The organism is Saccharophagus degradans 2-40, assembly GCF_000013665.1.
Lineage (GTDB): Bacteria > Pseudomonadota > Gammaproteobacteria > Pseudomonadales > Cellvibrionaceae > Saccharophagus > Saccharophagus degradans.
The window spans coordinates 2832733-2852522 of the sequence record NC_007912.1; the positions used below are offsets into that span (position 1 = coordinate 2832733).

The window sequence follows — 19790 nt, forward strand, 5'->3', positions numbered from 1 at the left end:
AACCAGTCACTAAATTTGAGAGGGGCAATCATACCCCCTGACGCCCCGTTTTTAAATCTCTGCAATGCTCAATTATGTGTTCGTAAGCCGGCTTGAGCGTCCGCCACTCTAACTCGGTAACAGAAGGTGCATGCAATTGCTTTGTGGGGTTAGCTAAAAATTGCTGTAATTTATCCATTACCCCTACAGCCTCTTCGGCAGCCTTATCTAAATGTGAGGGGTACCTGTACTGCGCATCGAATATTTCTTGGTACGCTAAGCGATTCGGCACTATAGGTACACAGCCAGCTTGAACGGCTTCTAAAATAGATAACCCCTGAAAATCGTGCAACGCTGTAGATAACACAAAATCACTCTGCCCTAGTAACTCCATATAGTCGGCTTTATTTGCAATAAAGCCAAACTTGCCCAAATATTTTTTGTCCTGCAAACATTGACGCACTTGCGCAAACGCTTCGGGCATTTGCCTAAACTGTTGCCCTACTACATGTACTTTAATCGGCAACCCTTGCGGTAAAGCCGTGGCAAACGCCAATAATTGCTCCGGCCCCTTGTCGTATTCCCAGCGGTGATTCCACACTATATTGCGAATCGCGCTTGCTTGCTTGAAGCGCGTACCCTGCACTTGTGGTGCATTTGCTAGCGGCACAAATAACACAGAGCTTTTATTTGTAAGCTCTTCCACAATCCCTTTAGGCACATGATCGGGCAACTTTTTAAGTAGCGTTGCTAAGCCGTCGAAAAAAGTGGAGCGGTTATACTCACTATTAAACACAATACGCTGCGCCGTAAGCGCTGAATACAAGCTAACCATTTGCGCAGCAACAATATCGGGCTGCTGCTTAGATACGGGGTAAGCAAATTGATTTTCGTGAAAATAAAGCAGCGCGGGTACATTATGTAACTGGGGGTTTAAGCCACGTAATGTGGCTAGATCAACCATAGACGTTGCAATAACCAAGTCATAGGGCTGGTGTAAATCAACATGATTTTCGTAGGTCCAACTCAACCCATTACCACGCATACGCCACGCAAAATAACGTGCGGGTAGGCTTAAATAAGTCCATTCATATTGACTAAACTGGGCCATAAGGCCCTCGCACCAGTAATGGTGGCTAGCGGTATCGTAAGCGGAGAGTAAAAGAATTTTCATGCCCGCTAGACTGACAAAGTCAGCCTAATCAGACAAGTAGAAGTTTTGTGGTTATTGAGATGTTTTAAGTATCATGGCCTCGAACCCAGCCTGACAGAGTAAGTGCGCGGCTATATCGGCGCGACTGCCAGCATCATCTGGCACGAGATAAACATTGGAGCGGCCCAATTCAGGCATTGTGTTGCGCAACCTAGATAATGGAACATTGATACTGCCTGGCATATGGTTTAATCGATACTCAATTGGCATTTTCACATCGATTAATTTGTAAGGCTTGTCAAAACTCTGAAGCGAATTATCTTCTATATATTTAAGAACCGGGGCCTTTAACAAAGCAATAAAATCTTCAGAGCCTAAACGCTTAAGAATACCGTCGGCGGTCATTTCAACCGTTGCATTGCGCAAGGTTGCACCTAAAAGCGCTTCTTCACCAAAGTGCGAACCAGGCTTTAGTCGTACATCTACACTTTCAGAGCGGTTGTGGATTCTGGCTTCGCCAGAGGCCAATACGTAAAAGTAATCACCTCGCTCGCCTTCGGTAATGATTCTTTCACCCGCCTCTGCATGCACATCTTCGAACCGAGAGAAAAGTTCTTGCACCTGCGTAACAGGGATACGAGAAAATAATGGCGACTGAAGTAAAGCAGACATCCAGTCGCCACTATCGTCACTAAGCTCTTCAACCATAAAGCTATCGTTAGACGAAAACGAAGAGCCTATGGTTGTATTGGCGCCCTCTTCGCTTACCTCTAAAACCGTGTCTAAGGTATTGGCAGAAGTTTGGCTCCAAGCAACTATTCGATCCAATAGCTCGGTTTCAATCGTAAATACCGTAACAGACGACTTTGCCAAGGCTGAACATTTAGTGGGAGATTCAGAATTCAACGCAGATTGAGCGCGTTTGGTATCGCTTTTTACCGACACACAGTAAAACTCTGAGTCAATCAGGTCTACATCCCCTTCTACCAAATAGTATTTCATCGCCAATGGCTTGCTACGCTTGAACAACATTGTGCCGCGCGCGAAGGTTTCCACACGAATCTGGTTTAAGGCTTCTTCGATATATTTGGTATCTAAGCCTTTGAATGGAATGAATGACTTAAGCTGCTTTACAGTGATCATGAATTGCTCCCCTTACAGGGGAACAGTGTGACGTATTTATTAGTGTAAGTCTGAGGTGGGAATCACGTGAAAATGTAGATTGATAGCGCAATCACAGCAATCAATCTACATCAAAAGCCAATCAGGGCGTTGGCGCACGCATCAACCACCCAACTATCGTCTAAAATAGCCTTTACTTATAACTTTAAGGTCTCTGTGCTCATAAACCGCATAAGCAAATTATTAAGCTGCTCACCGTCTTTAACGCCACCAAGCTCTCTTACCGAATGCATACCAAAAGTTGCAAGGCCAATATCCACTGTTTGAATACCCAACTCTGTCGCAGTGATTGGGCCAATAGTGCTGCCACAACGCATATCTGCTCGCATTACAAAGGATTGCAAAGCAATAGGCTCCCCTTTGGTGGCCAACCAGCGTACAAAAGCGGCGCTATCACTATTGGTGGCATAGCCTTGACAGGCGTCGAACTTAATCACAGGGCCGGCGTTAATGATTGGGCCGTGGTTCTCGTCATGCTTACTCGCGTAGTTCGGGTGAATACCGTGGGCATTGTCGACCGATAACATTAACGAACGGCGAATTGCTTTTTGATTGGCTTGGGGGTCTGGATTAATGCGACTTAACACATCTTTTAACATGGGCCCTTGCGCCCCTACCTCAGAGCGACTGCCAACCTCTTCGTGGTCATTACAAATAACAACACTGGTATAGGTGGTATCAGCTTGGATTAAGCTGTTTATTCCTATATAGCAACTCAACAGGTTGTCCAATCTAGCACTGGCTAGAAACTCGTTGTTTAACCCTAATACCGCCGGTGGCTGAACATCATAAAAGCTCAGGTTAAAATCTAAAATCTCAGCAATATTGTCATACCCTTCAAGCTGCATCTGCTCTTGTAATAACAGTTTAAAATCCAGCTTTTGCGCACTTTGACCGAGTACAACATCCATTTCTACATGGGGGTTAATTTTTCTGCCTTCGTTAGCAGCTCTGTCCAAGTGAATGGCTAAGCTCGGCACGCTGCCAATTGCACGCTTAAAATTGATAAGCGCAGACTTAAGCGCACCACTTGTATCGCGATAAACAACACGGCCAGCAAGTGACAAATCTCGATCGAACCACGGCGCTAACAGTACGCCCCCATACACTTCAATACTAAGTTGCTGATAGCCATTGCTCAATTTAGAAGGCATTGGCTTTACTTTCAAACAAGGGCTATCTGTATGTGCCCCAACAACTCGTATGCCGTGATCTACACTAGATTCTACGCCATGAATAAATGCAGCAATGGCAGTGCCCGAGCGCACCACAAAATATTTTCCACCAGGCTGTAACGACCAGTCTTCGTTTTCATTCAGCTCAACAAACCCCGCTGCCTGCATACGCTGAGACATACTCAAAACAGCATGAAAAGGTGTGGGCGAGTCCTGTAAAAACTGAATTAAATCTTGATTATTAAATGTATTGCCTGTCATTTTTTAACCCTTTCGCTATTAAGCAAACCAAACAAGTGCAAACAGACCTGCGCCCAATAATAGACGATAAATTACAAACGGAAGCATGCCAATTTTGTTGATAAAGCTTAGAAAGTAATGAATGCATATATATGCACTAATTGCCGAAACCAACACACCTACGCCAATCTCTTGCCAATTAACATTACTTTCTTCCAATAGTTTTAACCCCATATACCCACCACTTAAAGTAATAATAGGAATAGAGAGTAAAAATGAAAAACGAGCGGCGTCGCTTCGGCCAAAACCAAGTAATAAAGCTGCGGTAATAGTGATACCCGAGCGCGAGGTACCGGGAATCATAGCCAGTGCTTGAGCAAGCCCAATAACTAATGCAATAAATAAGGTCATTTGGGCTAATTGTTTAGTTTCTGAATGCTTCGCATCAGCAAACCAAAGTAAAAGCCCAAAAACGACAGTTGTAGTTGCTATAACAGAAACACTGCGCAAATGCTCTTCAATAAAATTGCCCAATAGCAAGCCAAATAACCCGGCAGGGACTGTTGCAACGATGATACACCACGCTAGAGACCCGTTTTCTGACTGTTTTCCTGTTATTGAACCAAACCAGCCTGCAATCAAATTCACTATATCTTTTCTAAAATAAAGAATAACCGCACTAAGCGTACCCACGTGCACAGCTACATCAAACGCAAGCCCTTGATCTTCCCAACCGAAAAGTTCTTTTGGCAAAATTAAATGAGCTGAGCTCGAAATAGGTAAAAATTCGGTAATACCTTGGATCAATGCTAGAAATACAGCGTGTAAGATATCCATATACACTCCATTATGAGGGGCTTAAATTTGTAAGATTAATTGTCGCGGATGCGTTTACGCTTTTGCCAAGTTATTTCATTGCGTAAATAAAGGGGTTCGAGTTCGAATGCTGAGGTCAACTCGTTATTCTCAAAACGCTGCTGAGCTATATGCAGCATACCTTGGGCATTAGGCTTTAGGTCTGGCAACACAGAAAATCCGTCGTGTCGCTCCACATCTGTTACCTGCCAGCCGTGCCCTACTCCTAGAACGTCGCCAGACAAATCATCCGACATTTTATTAAACGTTTCAGGAGTTCCAATAGAAGGCGGGCTTAAGGGTTTAAGTTCACCCTTTTGGCTCAGCTCAAATAGTTGCCAGTAAATTTCTCCCATGCGCGCATCCAATGCTGGGCAGACAATAACAGGTTTAGCACGATGAGCATTGTCCAACTGGCATTGAGCAGCAAGTAACTCGAGTGAGGTTAAGCACACAATGGGCAATTGGGCTCCGTACGCAAGACTTTGCGCTACACTTAACCCAATTCGAATACCAGTAAACGACCCTGGGCCTATTGTGAGGGCCAAGGCATCTAGTTCATTTAATTGGGCGCCCTCCTCAGATAAAACCTCTTCAATTAATTGAAGGACAACCTTCGCATGGGAGTTTGCTTGAGTGGATTGCCTCGTAACGCATGTTTTAGCATTACCCAAAGCAACAGAGCACACTTCTGTGGTGGTATCGATAGCAAGAAATCTAGGCATAACAGCGAAACAGACCTGTGAATACAAAGGCTGGGGATTTTCGCATACTTTACCCCACCAAAACAAAAAATCCCCCGTAGAAAAGCTCTACGGGGGATTTTTTACAAGCATTTACCTAAAGATAAACACTAAAAGCTACTTTCGTATGACTTAAGCCTTTTTAGGCGGACGTCCACGGCCTTTACCGGCTTTTTTCGCTGGTGCTTTTTTAGCAACTGCTTTCTTCGCAGGTGCTTTTTTAGCAGGCTTAGCAGCGGCAGCAGGCGCAGCCTTCTTAGCTACAGCCTTTTTAGCTGGCTTAGCTTTGGCTTTTGCTTTTTTAGCAGCAGCGGCAGCTTTAGCCTTTGCTTTTTTAGCAGCAGCAGCTTCTTTAGCCTTGGCTTTACGAGCAGCGGTAGCAGCTTTAGCTTTTTCAGCTTTAGCAGCGGCGGCAGCTTTTATCTTAGCCTTTTTAGCAGCAGCAGCGGCTTTAGCTTTTGCTTTTTTAGCAGCAGCGGCAGCTTTAGCAGCAGCTTTCTTAGCAGCAGCTTTAACTTTCTTAGCGTCAGCAGCGGCACGAGCTTTGGTCCACTTAGCAGCGAATGCTTTAGTAGCTTTCGCTAAATCAGCTTCAGCAGTAGCAGCCAACTTGGCTTTCATTTCATCTACTTTAGCAGCAGCAGAGGCAACCGCAGCATTTGCAGCAGCAGCGCTTTTAGCACTTGCCAAAGCAACTTTAGCAGAAGCTACAGCGGCTTTAGTTTCAGCAGCAGCCTCACTAGCTTTAGCCAATGCTCCGCGAGCAGTTTCAACAGCTTTCTTGCTAGCAGCAGTTTTGGTTTTGGCAGCTTTTGCACGAGCGGCTACAACTTTAGCACGCGCTTCAGAAACCTTTTTAGCAGCAGCAGCTTGTTTAGCGGCGGCTTTATCTAAAGCGGTTTGAGCTTTGGTTACTGCTGGATCTGCAGCAGTAGTTTTTGGAGCTGCTTTCGCAGCGGTTTTTGCAGCAGGACGACCACGCTTAGTAGCGGGACGACCAGATTTTTTTGCGACTTTCGCCATTGAGTTCTCTCCTCGTTAGACAAGGTTCTTTTCCAATTCCTATTGAAATGTAGAACCAGAAACTTAGCACCTAAATGGACGCTTCCGCGCCTACTTAGAATATTATTTTATATTTCAGGTTTTTGCACGTTTTTAGTGGCACTTTTTACATCAAATTAGCTATTTTTCAATTAATTTAGATGTTTTTTAGTCTTTTTGAGTTTGCCGCAGCAAAAAGGTAATTAATTAGCTCGCAACCAAATAAATTTTTACCAATTTAAATTCATTTTAAATCACGCTTTCACTCCCCCTCGCGCGCCCCTTTTGACCGATTACTCGAGCTAACTATCACAAAAAAACACCCAAGCTCTGAACAAGAAATTCAGCTTGGCAACAGTGCACACTTAAGCTGGCCTTCTTTAAAATCGGCCCCGAAGCCACCTGTAAAAAACACCAACAACGCAACCCATCTCATTAAACAAAGTACAACGCCATTGCCCTACTTCACGCCGTCATATGTCACTTAAAAATCAGCCACCCCGTGTTAAAACGTTTTTTGAAAGAACGGCTTGTGAATTTAAAAAGCAGATAGGTCTCAGAAAACCGTTTAACTCAAAAGGGAAATATTACAGGCGAACATTCACCTACAGAGATGCCCCCCCTAAAAGCAGCTTTACATGAAATTTATAAAGGGTTAGCAAACTAAGCGTACATTAGCTGGAAATGTTAAAAATGGAACAGTGGGAGTGTTTTGGATATGAAGGCGGGAAAGGAAATGAGGTGCAACGGCGAAACCGCTGCACCCAGAGCACTACTTTTTCAGGGCTTCAAAAACACGCGCCTGAATATCATCAAGAGAGCCAATACCATCTACCCGAGAGTACACTGGCAGGCTATCGCTGCTTTCTGCGGATAGTTTTTTATAAAAATCGACTAGCGGCTCAGTTTGCTCATGATATACAGCCAACCTTTTGCGAACAGTCTCTTCTTTATCATCATCGCGTTGCACCAACGGCTCACCGGTTTCGTCATCTACACCTTCGGTTTTAGGCGCGTTGTGTTTAACGTGATAAACACGACCAGAGGCTTCGTGAACACGACGACCGCTTAAACGAGATACAATTTCTTCATCTTCAACAAAGATTTCAAGCACGTGATCGATATTTACCCCTGCAGCCACTAGTGCTTCAGCTTGTGGGATAGTGCGCGGGAAGCCATCAAACAAAAACCCTTTTTGGCAATCTGGTTCGGCAATACGTTCTTTTACCAAATCAATGATTATGTCGTCAGATACTAGCCCGCCAGAAGTCATGATATCTTTAACTTTTAGACCAAGGGGGGAGCCCGCTTTTACCGCAGCACGCAGCATGTCACCAGTTGAAATTTGCGGAACGCCATAGGCCTCCATAATAAATTTCGCCTGAGTGCCCTTTCCTGCGCCTGGCGCACCCAATAAGATTAATCGCATTATGGAACTCCTCTGAAATTCTTAATAGTTCGTTAGATCAACATCCAGCATTGCATTGCACAGCCCATTTCAAATTCACCAAAAACGGCAACGAGCTGATTTACACTCAGCTGAGGAGTAATAAGTCGCTCTTCTATTGGTAAAACCGAAAACTGCAATAAGTATTCTGCTGGGGTGACCATACATAGTGGGCAGAACAGCCCAAATTATAGTTAATAACCGAAAAACTTCTTTTTTCAGTGCTCGCACTCTTTTGGAGCCGAAAGTTCTGAAAATTGCACCATTATTCCCGTAAATAATGGTTGCGCTAATAGCCCTAAAACGGGGCGTTAAGATACACGTGCCGACCTATATAAACAAGCCCAAACACCGCCAACATGGGGCCTAGCTGCGCCATTCGCGCCAACTAGCGCCTTGATAAACGTCCACGGGCGGCTCAATTGTCCAAATGGCCCGATCTTTGTATGTGTAGTTTACGACCGCACTAGAAACATTTGCTATCAACAAACAAAGGGAACTCAGCGATTCACTTAACAACGGTAAAATCTGAACTATATTTATAGTGTGGAACAACAGGGGAACAATTATGAATTTAAGAGAATTGGTTAACACATGGGAATCGAACGCTCTAGGTGAGCTAACGAAACATTCATTTGAAGTACGCCTATCTATTGAAGACGCAGCCAAAATAGATGCTCTATCGGAAATGTACCCGAAACGAACCAAAGAGCAGATTATCACCGAGTTACTATCTGCAGCACTCGTGGAGCTAGAAACCAGCTTTCCCTATGTGCAAGGCCCGAATGTGGTTACTACCGACGAGGAAGGCGACCCAATATTTGAAGATATAGGCCCTACCCCCTCATTTTTAGAGCTTGCCAAGAAACACTTTTCTAAAATGAGCAGCACTAAATAACGGTAGTTTTAATCTGGCAAGACTTATTGTGTGGGTTATAGCTTGTGTGAATTATAGCTAAGCGCTTAAAACTATAGCCCTTCGCTCTTCGCTTCTTGCCATAAGCTTTCCATTTCTTCTATTGGCGTTTCGCTAATATCTTTCTTTGCAGCCGACAATGAACGCTCAATATAACGAAATCGCCCCTCAAATTTGCGATTGGACGCCCTAACAATTGCCTCTGGGTCTTTGTTAAGGAATCTTGCTAAATTCACACAGCTAAATATTACATCGCCAAGCTCGTCCATAACTTCTTGAGACGATTCAGCCGCTTGCATTTCACTCTCTAGCTCGGCCACTTCTTCTTTAATTTTTGCCAAAATTTGCTTTGCATCAGCCCAATCAAACCCCACCTTGGCCGCTCTCTTTTGCAATTTCGCTGCGCGGGAAAGCGAAGGCAAGTTAACCGGAACGTCATCTAATACACCTGCACTGCCCTTCTGCAGGCGCTCTTCTTTTTTAATTTCTTCCCAGCTGGCTTTTATCTGTGCTTCGGTATTTGCATCGTTATTGGTAACCTTGCTATCGAGCGTACCCTCGGGAAATACGTGTGGGTGGCGGCGAACTAGCTTTTTGGTAAGACCATGAACTACGTCATCCCATACAAACAGCCCTTCTTCTTTACCAAGCTGACTATAAAAAATCACCTGAAACAGTAAATCACCTAGCTCTTCTTGCAGGTGGGCAAAGTCTCCGCGCTCAATGGTATCCGCTACTTCATATGCTTCTTCTATAGTGGAGGGCACAATAGACGTGAAGCTTTGTTTAATATCCCAAGGGCAACCCGTTTCTGGGTCACGCAATCGAGACATCAAATATTGTAAATCTTCGATACTGTATTTTTTAGACATTACATTTCCGTTAGTGCTTTCTGCGAACTTCCGTCACGTTAGGCAATTGACTCAATTTAGCAAAAACACGGCTCAATGCACCGAAATCGGAAATTTCAATGGTGATTGTCATTTCAACAGTATTTTTATCTTTGTCTGAAATAGTTTGCATTGCACTCACATTCACTCGCTCTCGGTCGAGCAAGGTTGTGATATCACGCAACAGCCCGTGCCTATCAAATGCTTCCAATGCAATTACAGCTGAATACAACTGCTTAGGTGCTTCGGCCCAATCTACAGCAATTATTCGACTAGGCTCATTAGCCTGATGCTGCATAATGTTGCCGCAATCTTGACGGTGAATGGATACTCCGCGCCCTAATGTGATGTAACCCACAATGCGATCCCCAGGAATGGGGTGACAGCAATGCGCAATCTGCGACATTAAATTACCAACACCATCAATAAATACATCGCGACCACCTTTTTCAACCGATGCCTTACCAACAAGTGAGATAACTGGGTTAACCGGCTCATCACCACTAATAAGTCGCTGCGCGGCATTCAGAACTTTATCTACACTGTAATCGGCAGTGCCAACAGCGGCATATAGGTCATCGAGGTGTTTAAGCCCTAATTTTTTAAGCAGCTTGTCGTAATCTAAGCCTTCAACAGCCAACCGCTTAAATTCTTTATCCAGTAATGCGCGGCCGTCGGCGATATTTTGATCCCGATCTTGCAGCTTAAACCACTGGTGCAATCGTGCGCGTGCTCGAGATGTTGTGATGTACCCAAGCGCAGGGTTAAGCCAGTCTCGGCTAGGTGACTCGCGCTTACCGGTTAGTATTTCTACTTGATCTGCGGTTTTTAAGGGGTGGTTAAGTGGGACTATGCGCCCATTTATTTTGGCTCCACGGCAACGCAAGCCAACATCCGAGTGGATACGGAATGCAAAATCTACCGGCGTTGCCCCCTCAGGTAAATCTATTACGTGCCCTTCTGGGGTGAACAGGTAAATACGGTCTTGCTCGACGCTAGCGGTAAGGTGATCATCCCAAGGGCTGCCACCCACTTCTTCGTGCCACTCAAGCACTTGACGCAGCCAAGCAATTTTACCTTCGTAGCTGGCCTCAGCACCGCCTTTCTCTGCATTTTTATAGCGCCAATGAGCACATACACCAAACTCGGCCTCTTCGTGCATTGCCTTTGTGCGTATTTGAACTTCTAGCACCCTACTGCCAGGGCCATGCACTGCAGTATGAAGACTGCGGTAGCCATTTTCTTTAGGGTTAGCAATATAATCATCGAACTCCAAGGGAATATTGCGCCACAAAGCATGCACTATACCCAGCACGGTGTAACATTCACGCTCGGTATTAACTAAAATCCGAATTGCACGAATATCGTAAACCTGCGAGAAGTCGATATTTTTTTTGCGCATTTTGCGCCAGATACTGTAAATGTGCTTGGCCCGTCCAAACACATCTGCCTCAATAGCTTCGGCTGATAATTGGGTTTTAATTATGCCAATAACATTTTCAATATATTCTTGTCGGTCTAGCCTGCGTTCATCTAATAACTTAGCTATATATTTGTAATCGTATGGGCGCAAATACCTAAAAGAAAGGTCTTCTAGCTCCCATTTTATATGACCAATACCTAAACGGTGAGCAAGTGGAGCGTATATATCAGCCACTTCATGCGCTACACGCTGACGCTTTTCTAAAGGGGCTTTTTTAACGGCGCGAATTGCACAGGTTCGCTCAGCCAGCTTGATAAGCGCGACGCGAACATCATCAACCATGGCAACCAGCATTTTACGAACATTTTCAGCCTGCTCTGCAGACTCCTGCCCAAAAACAGATTCGCCAGAGTGATTGGTGAGCCCACTGATAGCCGCCATCTGTCGTACACCATCAATTAAACGGTGCACTCCTCGACCAAAAAGCTCATTCACCACTTCCGTAGAAATTTTATTTTCGCGAACACTGCGATAAAGTAACGCGGCAGTTAAAGATTCTGCATCCAACTGTAATTCGGCCAGAATTTCTGCCATATCCAGCCCGGCGTTAAGGGTGGTATACCCCTCGCCCCAACCGGTTAACTTATCACCGGGCAGCCCTTCAACTTCGATTACTTTTTCGCATGCTAATGCGAGAGCTTTTTTGCCATCATCATCTATTTCAGAAAGATCGCGCAGGCGCTCTATCCATGCATCTACGTCCAATTCCCCAGACGATGTAAGTGGCTTATCTACTCTAACTTGTACCATATTCGTTTCTTTTATTTCTGCGGCAGAAATTTTCTAGCGGCTGCATGAGCGAAATCCCCATTAGCCGCAACGTAATGCAGCTGCTTTAAGAATTAAACACACCTGACGATAAGTAGCGATCTCCGCGATCGCAAATTATAGCTACTATAACGGCGCCCTCTGTACTCGCGGCGATATCTAACGCTGCCGCAACGGCTCCGCCTGAAGAAACACCACAAAACACACCTTCTTTTTTTGCTAAAAGGCGCATGGTTTCTTCGGCTTTTTGTTGTGACATTTGCACAACGCTATCAATATTTTCATCGGTAAAAATAGTCGGCATATACTCTTGTGGCCATGCTCTAATACCGGGAATAGCCGCTCCTTCTGCAGGTTGCAAACCGACCACCTGTACATTCGGGTTTTGGCTTTTTAAGAACTTAGAGGTGCCCACTATGGTGCCCGTAGTACCCATCGAGCTTACAAAATGAGTAACCGTACCGCCGGTTTGCTGCCAAATTTCTGGGCCAGTGCCAGTAAAATGAGCAAGAGGATTATCTGTATTACTAAATTGATCTAACACCACCCCTTCACCGCGTGATGCCATCGCCTGCGCCAAATCCCTTGCGCCCTCCATGCCCTCGGCTTTGGACACCAAGATAAGCTTAGCACCATAAGCCGTCATTGCCGCTTTGCGCTCTTCTGTCATATGATCGGGCATAATAAGGATCATATTATAGCCCTTAACAGCAGCCACCATTGCTAAGGCTATGCCTGTATTACCACTGGTAGCCTCAATAATCGTATCGCCTGGTTTTATTGCCCCAGCGGCTTCTGCGCGCTGAATCATCGAGAGTGCAGGCCGATCTTTGACGGACCCACCAGGGTTATTACCTTCCAACTTAACTAAAACTGTATTTTTCTCGCAACCAGGAAGGCGCTGTAAACGAACAAGGGGGGTATTCCCAATAATTGCTTCTATTGTGGGGTATTCCATAGTGCGAAAAAATCTCTTTTATCCGGCAGGCTCTGTGCAAATTGTATTTGCGTAATGTGTCAACCATTGAGAGCGCCAAAAAACAATTTTTGGGGCACTTCAAGTAAACAAAACGCCTGTTTACACATACACATTACAAATTAACGCGGCATTATACTCGGCTAACAACTAAAGGGGTATCGCCACCCGAAAATCGGGTTATTTCCCCTAGGCTTTGTGTAATAACAGCTAGATATTCCTCTACAAATGAGCAAAATCCCACTTAACTGAGTAAAACAGTTACACTTGGGTCTATTTTGATAGCTGCGTTAATTCTTATATATGTTTTGCGCTTGCAATAAACAGCTATACAATCGCCTATCAATTTCACCGGCCCGCTAAGTCGCGGTACGAGATATACACCGATTATTATTAATAGCTTAGGTTTTTAATAAATGAAATCTCAATCAGTTCAAACGGAATTGTTTCGTCTCATTACAGTACCTGTGTTTGCGGCCTGCTTTATTTTGGCGTCCACTTTTTTCTATCTACAAAAAAGTCACATAGAAGACCAATTTAGCAACAACAAACACCTAGCTACCGAGCTACTAAACAGCGTTGTATTCTCCAATAAAGCGAGCACAAACCCCTTCGCCGAAGCGGCCAATGCTTTGCTCGCCACAGGCGATTATCGTTCGATTGTTGTAAGCAGTGCTACAGGGCAACAAATCGCAAGCTACGGCCTGCCTTTACGTACACACAGCTATCAAACCCAACTAGGCGTAGAATCGCAGTGGACTCACGAAGATTCTCTTATCTATTCATTTCCACTCAAAAAATCTAACTTACAAAGTAGCACCCCACTCTGGGTGATAATTGCTATAGATAAACGCAGCTGGGCTATTAGCGAGTATCAAGGCACTATTACAATATTACTTGCTGGCTCACTGTGTTTGTTTCTAACATTCTACTTTGCGCGACGCTTCCGCGATGCCCTTGCCACACCCTTGCAAAAAATTGAAACTGGCTTAAGAGATTTTCTTAAGGGTAATTTCGAAAAAAGCATTACTATCGAGCCCTCCTCAGTATTTAAAGACCTAGCCTCTAATATTAACCGTCTTGGCGCACTGCAAAAATCCGCCAATGACGAACTTCAACTTAATATAGATCAATCCACACATGAACTGCGTGAAACACTAGAAACGGTAGAAATACAAAATATAGAATTGGATATAGCGCGCAAATCTGCCCTGCAAGCCAGCCGAGTTAAAAGTGAGTTTTTGGCAAACACCAGCCACGAAATACGCACCCCCCTAAACGGGATATTGGGCTTTTCCGAACTTCTTCGTAAAACTGAGCTGAATAACCAGCAAGTAGACTACCTCACCACTATAGAAGAGTCTGCTAAAGGCTTGCTCACCATTATCAACGATATTCTAGACTTTTCACGCTTAGAAATAGGTACGCTTACTCTGGAATATAAGCCAGTTAAAATACGCCAATTAATTGAAGACACCCTTAAATTACAAACCCCCGCTGCGAATGAAAAAAATATTCGCATGCTCACCATTATTGACCACGATGTACCCGAAAACCTGCTTGGCGACCCGCTTCGCTTGAAGCAGGTGCTAAGCAATCTGGTTTCCAACGCCATAAAATTTACAGATGTTGGCTATATTTTACTGGGCGTTAGCAAAGACCAAAGCTCTGAGAATCAATTCACTTTAAAGTTTAGAGTTACCGATAGCGGTATAGGCTTATCTCAAGATCAACAGGAGCGACTATTCGACCCGTTTACCCAGTTGGATTCGAGTGAAAGCCGGCTACACGGCGGTACCGGCCTAGGTTTGGCCATCGCAAAAGGCCTTGTGGACCGAATGAATGGCACTATAGGTGTAGAAAGCACCCTAGGAAAAGGGGCCACATTTTGGTTTACAAGCACCCTAGGTAGAAGCCCGAGCGCGAGTGCAAAACAAACCTATTTAGCGGGCACTTTGCGCGGCGTGCACGCGCTAGTATTCGATCACAGTAATATGGGGCGAATGGAAATTACCCACTACCTAACCGGTTGGGGGGCAAAAGTTTGCGAGACTGGCGAGATGGAGGACATTGAACCTCAAATAAGCTTCTTTAGTAATAGCGAGCCAGTAGATATAGCAATTATCGATAGCATGATTGATATCAAAACATTCGATCGTCTGCGTATTTGCGAACACGTGACTCAGCTAAACCATCGTTTCAATATTCCTGTAATTATTTTGGCTCCAAGCAGTATTCAACGCATACTAGAGCCACACCTAGCCGGCACCAATAGCCTATTTATTAATAGACCACTTTTTTGTAACAAGCTGCATCAAACCATTTGCGAACAATTAGAAATTGTAGCTACTGAGAATATTGAAAGTAGAACCTATCTTCACCAGCACGAACCGCTTGAACAGCAACAGGTGAATATACTTGCGGTAGATGACAACCCCGCTAACTTAAAACTTGTAACAGAGCTGCTTAAAGGGTTAAACATTAATGTGACGCCTGTGGAAAGTGGCGAACAAGCAATTGCCCAAATAAAAGATTCCCATTTTGATTTGATTCTAATGGATATTCAAATGCCCTCTATGGATGGTATTGAAACTACCGGCCATATTCGTGAACTTGAAACAAGCGGCCCACGAACACCCATAATTGCACTTACCGCCCATGCAGTCAGCGAGCAAAAATCCAGATTATTACTCGCAGGCATGGATGATTGTTTAAGCAAGCCCGTGAGCGAAAGCGAATTGCGCCATGTTATTGAACGCTGGACCAATGTAACTATTGCCACCAAGATTGCGCCCACCAACCCGGCACCTGTTGCAAGCGCATTAATTGAGCACTCACCTAACGCCGATAAAACCGGTGAGAATCAACCCGCAACAGATAGTCAAGCTGCCGCCATTGTAGATCGTGCGCTAGGCCTAAGCCTTACCAACCAAAACCCTAGCCTGGCCGGCGATATGCTTTCAATGCTTATAGAAACACTACCCGATGTGCTTCACAAAAGCCGTACACAGTACGAAAACAAGCAATTTGATGAACTGCAAGAAACAGTACATAAACTGCATGGAGGCTGCTGTTATTGTGGTGTGCCACGACTAAAAGCCATAAGCGAACAGATTGATAAAAACCTGCAAAAAAACAAGTACAACAATTTAGCGAATGAAATACAACTATTAGAAGCGGAGATAAAAAACTTACTGCAATGGGCGGAAGAACACGATATAGACGTGCTTTTTAGTGACGATTAACACTGCGATCTTATAAAAATAGCTCTCGGGATTTCAATGGCTTTGCGCCCAACAGCGGCGCAAGGCAAGCCCGACAAATCTGCTTAGCAGCCTTTTTTACTGGGGTATTAGAAAAGTTGCGAGCCGATATATCACGCAATACAGCACCGCTATATACGTGCCCAACTTGCTTTTGACCAACAGAATAAAGTGAAAACCCCTCCCCCACTTTAAACAAGTAAGCAACACTGTTTGATGCAGCAATGGGATTGCCAGAGCTGTCGAAGTCGAAATCAACCGCGTAACCAAGCTCTGCAAGAATACCTAACTCAAAATGCCGCAATGGCGCCTCTAGCTCTTGGCCACCAACTAACCCTTTAAGCGCTGCATTATACGCAGCAAATATTTCTGGGCTGGGGTCTTCCTTACTTAACAGCCTCAAAACTAGCTCATTAAGATATAGGCCACAGTAGGAAGCTTTACCCACCAAAGCTTCGGCGTTGGCAATGGGGTCTAAAAACAAAATGGTTTTAAGCTCAGCTCCCCAACGCCAGTGAATGGTATAGAGTGTGAAAGGCTGGGGTTTAAAGTGGCGTTTTTTACTTGGCAACCTAAATATACCGGCTACGCGCCCATGATTTTCTGTAAAAAACTCAATGATTATTCGCGAATCCGTGTACGCACGTGAGTGAAGAATGTAGGCGTTATCTGTTACATCATCACTCATGTAAGTACTCATGTAAGCAAGCCTACAAGGCTCTAGTCTGTATAACCTAAGCTACGTAGAGCACGCTCATCGTCCGACCAGCCCGACTTAACCTTAACCCATAGTTTGAGCATAACTTTACAATCAAACAGTCTCTCCATATCTTCCCTAGCTTGAGAGCCAATTGCTTTTAGTTTTTCACCTTTATCGCCAATTAATATACGCTTTTGACCATCACGCTCCACTAAAATAAGCGCGTGAATGGTAATTAGCGTACCTTCGTGCTGAAACTCTTCTATCTCCACGGCCATTTGGTATGGCAGCTCAGCACCTAATTGACGAGTGATTTTTTCACGCACTATCTCTGCAGCCATAAATCGCGAACTGCGATCGGTGATCTGATCATCTGGGTAAAAATGGGTTGCTTCAGGTAAATAGCTTTTAATGAGAGCTTCTAAACGGTCGAGATTTTGCCCTTTTAATGCAGAAATAGGCACAATTTCGGCTTTAGGTAGCTTTTCTGCAAGCCGTTGCAAATGGGGTAAGATGCTATTTTTATCTTCTAGCTGGTCAACCTTGTTCACCGCGATAATAACTGGGCACTTAACATTTATTACTTGCGAAAGCACATGTTCATCTTCCGGAGTCCAGTGCTGTTTATCTACCACAAACACTACCGTGTCCACATCGGCTAAGGCAGACGACGCCGACTTGTTCATAAACCGGTTAATAGCTTTATCGTGACCGAGGTGAATTCCTGGGGTATCGACGAACACCATTTGCACGCCGCCTTCAGTTTTAATACCCACAACATTATTGCGCGTGGTTTGAGGCTTGCGAGAGGTGATACTGATTTTTTGCTCAAGCACGTGATTTAACAATGTTGATTTGCCCACATTTGGGCGGCCAACAATAGCGATATATCCCGCGTAGGTTTTTTCTGAACTCATGGTTTTAACCTGTTGGGCTAGCTTGCCCAGATAATTTGCTTGCCTGTACTAGGCATTTGTAAGCTGACTTAGCATTTTTTCGGCAGCAAGCTTTTCTGCAATTCGCTTGCTATTGCCCACCGCACTGCAGGGCTTAGATTTGCCCGTAATAGTACACTCCACTGTAAACTGGCGAGAGTGTGCTTCGCCACCCTCTGCTAGTACAGTATAGGTTGGCAACGGCATTTTGCGCTCTTGTAGGTATTCCTGTAGAAGGGTTTTAGCATCTTTGGCTGTGGCTTTAAGCTCGACTTTATCAAGTCTTGTGGCATACCATGCCAGCACGCGCTCACGGCACGTAGGCATACTGCTGTTGGAATCTAAGTATATGGCACCAATCAAGGCTTCTACGGCATCGGCGAGAATGGACGCTCGACGAAAACCACCACTTTTAAGCTCCCCTTCTCCTAGCAGAAGAAAATCACCCAAACCAAATTCACGCGCTATTTCGGCGAGAGTTTCACCTTTAACAAGATTGGCGCGGAGCTGGGTAAGCTGCCCCTCTTTGGCGGTGGGAAACTTAGCAAACAAGGCTTCTGCAATAATAAAATTTAGCAGTGAATCGCCCAGAAACTCCACGCGTTCATTGTTTTGTTTGCCATAACTTCTGTGAGAAAGAGCTAACTTAAGGAGACTTTTATCTTTGAAGGTGTAGCCCAATCGGGCTACCAATCGATCATTCTGGTTCATTATCTTCTACAAGGTATTCACAACATTCCTTGGTTGCCGTATTCAGCTGGTGCTCGAAATGCATAACCACATCTATGTTCTTAAACAGGTTATTGCGCACTTCGTACTTAATGTTTACTAGCATGCCTTCGCCGTAGCGTACAACTTTAATTCCCTTTGTCGCTTCGCCACGAATACCATTCATACTAAAAAATTTGTCTATTTTGGACTTTATTTCCGTTTTAGTCATAGACTCTAATTCTGGCTCTTTCATTAGGCTTTCTAAAGCCTTCGACACCAAAACTCGGTCATCGTATAAAGCAGGAACTATTTTCGCGCAGCAAAGTAAAACAATACCCGCAAAGCAGAGGTATACCAGAAGGGTCATAGTACCCATACCAGTTTGATACTTTTTATTCATAACTATTACTCCGACTAATGCGAGAAGGGTTTACAATTCAGCGAGCTAAATTGAGCCAGCTCGAGAAAAGCTTGGAATACTTAAAAACTTATCCCAGTGCATCCAAATTACAAATGCTTTACCGACGATACGCTCCTCGGGAACCATACCAAATTTACGGGAGTCACCACTGTTATCGCGGTTATCGCCCATCATAAAGTAATGCCCTTCAGGCACAACACTTGAGTAAGCTAGGCCAGCTGAGCTAGGCGTAGAGCAATTACGCATGATGTGTTTTTTACCATCGATCGTCTCTTCCATGACTTTATACACCCCGCCCACACTGAAGCAGAATTCACCGGGGTTTGTTGGAATCACGTCGCTTACGTGTTCGCGCGGAACCTCCACACCATTAATAAACAAGCGGTTGTTTTGAATTCTTACTTTGTCGCCCGGCAGCCCGATAACACGCTTAATAAAGTAGCGCTTTTCATTAGGGGGAAAAAACACCATTACATCGCCGCGCTCGGGGTCGTTAATATCCAACACCTTAGTACGCAGTATAGGCAAGCGAATCCCGTAGGTAAATTTATTAACTGCAATGAAATCGCCTACTTCTAGCGTTGGCACCATCGATTCAGACGGGATTTGGAAGGGTTCAATAATGAAAGATCGAACCACAAACACGAGTGCTAATAAGGGAAAAAAGGACTTTGATATCTCTACATAGCTAGGCTCTGCAGAAGCAGTGGCTATTGCCGCTTGATACTTCTTGTCTTCCTCTTTTTGTTCTTCGGTTAGTTCGCTGAAGTTTTCTTGCACTTTTGCTATTGCAGCTTTGCGTTTACCGGCCCATAGCACTCTATCTACAAGGGTTACCACCCCAGTACCAGCAACCAATAAAAACAAAATTAGAGGAACATTAATATCCATAATTAACCGAGCTTAATTTAG

17 protein-coding genes are annotated in these 19790 nt (G+C 44.6%); 2 read left to right on the forward strand and 15 right to left on the reverse strand.

Features of this window, described 5'->3' with window-relative positions; genetic code table 11:
* Positions 1 to 28: 28 nt before the first annotated feature.
* The 7 genes from SDE_RS11670 to adk form a co-directional block, all read right to left on the reverse strand.
* Positions 29 to 1153 carry a tRNA-queuosine alpha-mannosyltransferase domain-containing protein gene (locus SDE_RS11670; RefSeq protein ID WP_041324631.1) on the reverse strand — a complete coding sequence of 375 codons (1125 nt, stop codon included), beginning with the start codon at positions 1151 to 1153 and terminating at the stop codon, positions 29 to 31.
* Positions 1154 to 1204: 51 nt separating this feature from the next.
* The gene (locus SDE_RS11675; protein ID WP_011468708.1) at positions 1205 to 2275 is read right to left on the reverse strand and encodes a cyclic nucleotide-binding domain-containing protein; all 1071 of its coding nucleotides are present in this window, start codon (positions 2273 to 2275) and stop codon (positions 1205 to 1207) included.
* Between the two features lie 176 nt (positions 2276 to 2451).
* Positions 2452 to 3750 carry a M18 family aminopeptidase gene (locus SDE_RS11680; protein ID WP_011468709.1) on the reverse strand — a complete coding sequence of 433 codons (1299 nt, stop codon included), beginning with the start codon at positions 3748 to 3750 and terminating at the stop codon, positions 2452 to 2454.
* 18 nt (positions 3751 to 3768) lie between these two features.
* On the reverse strand, positions 3769 to 4566 hold the full coding sequence (locus SDE_RS11685) for an undecaprenyl-diphosphate phosphatase (RefSeq protein ID WP_011468710.1): 798 nt from the start codon (positions 4564 to 4566) through the stop codon (positions 3769 to 3771).
* A gap of 35 nt (positions 4567 to 4601) precedes the next feature.
* Positions 4602 to 5309: a tRNA (adenosine(37)-N6)-threonylcarbamoyltransferase complex dimerization subunit type 1 TsaB gene (gene tsaB, locus SDE_RS11690; RefSeq protein ID WP_011468711.1), complete on the reverse strand. Its 708-nt coding sequence runs from the start codon at positions 5307 to 5309 to the stop codon at positions 4602 to 4604.
* A gap of 150 nt (positions 5310 to 5459) precedes the next feature.
* On the reverse strand, positions 5460 to 6350 hold the full coding sequence (locus SDE_RS22860) for a hypothetical protein (protein ID WP_011468712.1): 891 nt from the start codon (positions 6348 to 6350) through the stop codon (positions 5460 to 5462).
* Positions 6351 to 7140: 790 nt separating this feature from the next.
* Positions 7141 to 7797, reverse strand: a complete 657-nt coding sequence (gene adk, locus SDE_RS11700) for an adenylate kinase (protein WP_011468713.1) — start codon at positions 7795 to 7797, stop codon at positions 7141 to 7143.
* 586 nt (positions 7798 to 8383) lie between these two features.
* On the opposite strand from adk, the gene SDE_RS11705 reads away from it, so the two are divergent.
* Positions 8384 to 8713 carry a hypothetical protein gene (locus SDE_RS11705; protein WP_011468714.1) on the forward strand — a complete coding sequence of 110 codons (330 nt, stop codon included), beginning with the start codon at positions 8384 to 8386 and terminating at the stop codon, positions 8711 to 8713.
* Between the two features lie 71 nt (positions 8714 to 8784).
* Here the strand turns inward: SDE_RS11705 and mazG are convergent, their stop codons facing one another.
* The 3 genes from mazG to cysM form a co-directional block, all read right to left on the reverse strand.
* Positions 8785 to 9603 carry a nucleoside triphosphate pyrophosphohydrolase gene (gene mazG, locus SDE_RS11710; RefSeq protein WP_011468715.1) on the reverse strand — a complete coding sequence of 273 codons (819 nt, stop codon included), beginning with the start codon at positions 9601 to 9603 and terminating at the stop codon, positions 8785 to 8787.
* 10 nt (positions 9604 to 9613) lie between these two features.
* Positions 9614 to 11854: a GTP diphosphokinase gene (gene relA, locus SDE_RS11715; protein WP_011468716.1), complete on the reverse strand. Its 2241-nt coding sequence runs from the start codon at positions 11852 to 11854 to the stop codon at positions 9614 to 9616.
* Between the two features lie 85 nt (positions 11855 to 11939).
* Positions 11940 to 12830: a cysteine synthase CysM gene (gene cysM / locus SDE_RS11720; protein WP_011468717.1), complete on the reverse strand. Its 891-nt coding sequence runs from the start codon at positions 12828 to 12830 to the stop codon at positions 11940 to 11942.
* A gap of 434 nt (positions 12831 to 13264) precedes the next feature.
* Here cysM and SDE_RS11725 point away from each other — a divergent pair, with 434 nt between their 5' ends.
* A complete protein-coding gene (locus tag SDE_RS11725; RefSeq protein ID WP_011468718.1) occupies positions 13265 to 16093 on the forward strand; it encodes a response regulator in 2829 nt (942 codons plus the stop codon).
* Positions 16094 to 16103: 10 nt separating this feature from the next.
* Here the strand turns inward: SDE_RS11725 and recO are convergent, their stop codons facing one another.
* The 5 genes from recO to lepB are packed head-to-tail and all read right to left on the reverse strand — an operon-like array spanning position 16104 to position 19769.
* Positions 16104 to 16811, reverse strand: coding sequence for a DNA repair protein RecO (recO, locus tag SDE_RS11730; protein WP_011468719.1), 708 nt, complete (start codon positions 16809 to 16811; stop codon positions 16104 to 16106).
* A gap of 20 nt (positions 16812 to 16831) precedes the next feature.
* Positions 16832 to 17728 carry a GTPase Era gene (gene era, locus SDE_RS11735; protein WP_011468720.1) on the reverse strand — a complete coding sequence of 299 codons (897 nt, stop codon included), beginning with the start codon at positions 17726 to 17728 and terminating at the stop codon, positions 16832 to 16834.
* A 48-nt stretch (positions 17729 to 17776) separates the two neighbouring features.
* Positions 17777 to 18457, reverse strand: a complete 681-nt coding sequence (gene rnc / locus SDE_RS11740; RefSeq protein WP_011468721.1) for a ribonuclease III — start codon at positions 18455 to 18457, stop codon at positions 17777 to 17779.
* Complete coding sequence (locus SDE_RS11745; protein ID WP_011468722.1) at positions 18444 to 18857, reverse strand: DUF4845 domain-containing protein; 414 nt, start codon at positions 18855 to 18857, stop codon at positions 18444 to 18446. The genes rnc and SDE_RS11745 overlap by 14 nt, the downstream gene beginning before the upstream one ends.
* Positions 18858 to 18902: 45 nt before the next feature.
* Positions 18903 to 19769, reverse strand: coding sequence for a signal peptidase I (gene lepB, locus SDE_RS11750; protein ID WP_011468723.1), 867 nt, complete (start codon positions 19767 to 19769; stop codon positions 18903 to 18905).
* Between the last annotated feature and the right edge of the window lie 21 nt (positions 19770 to 19790).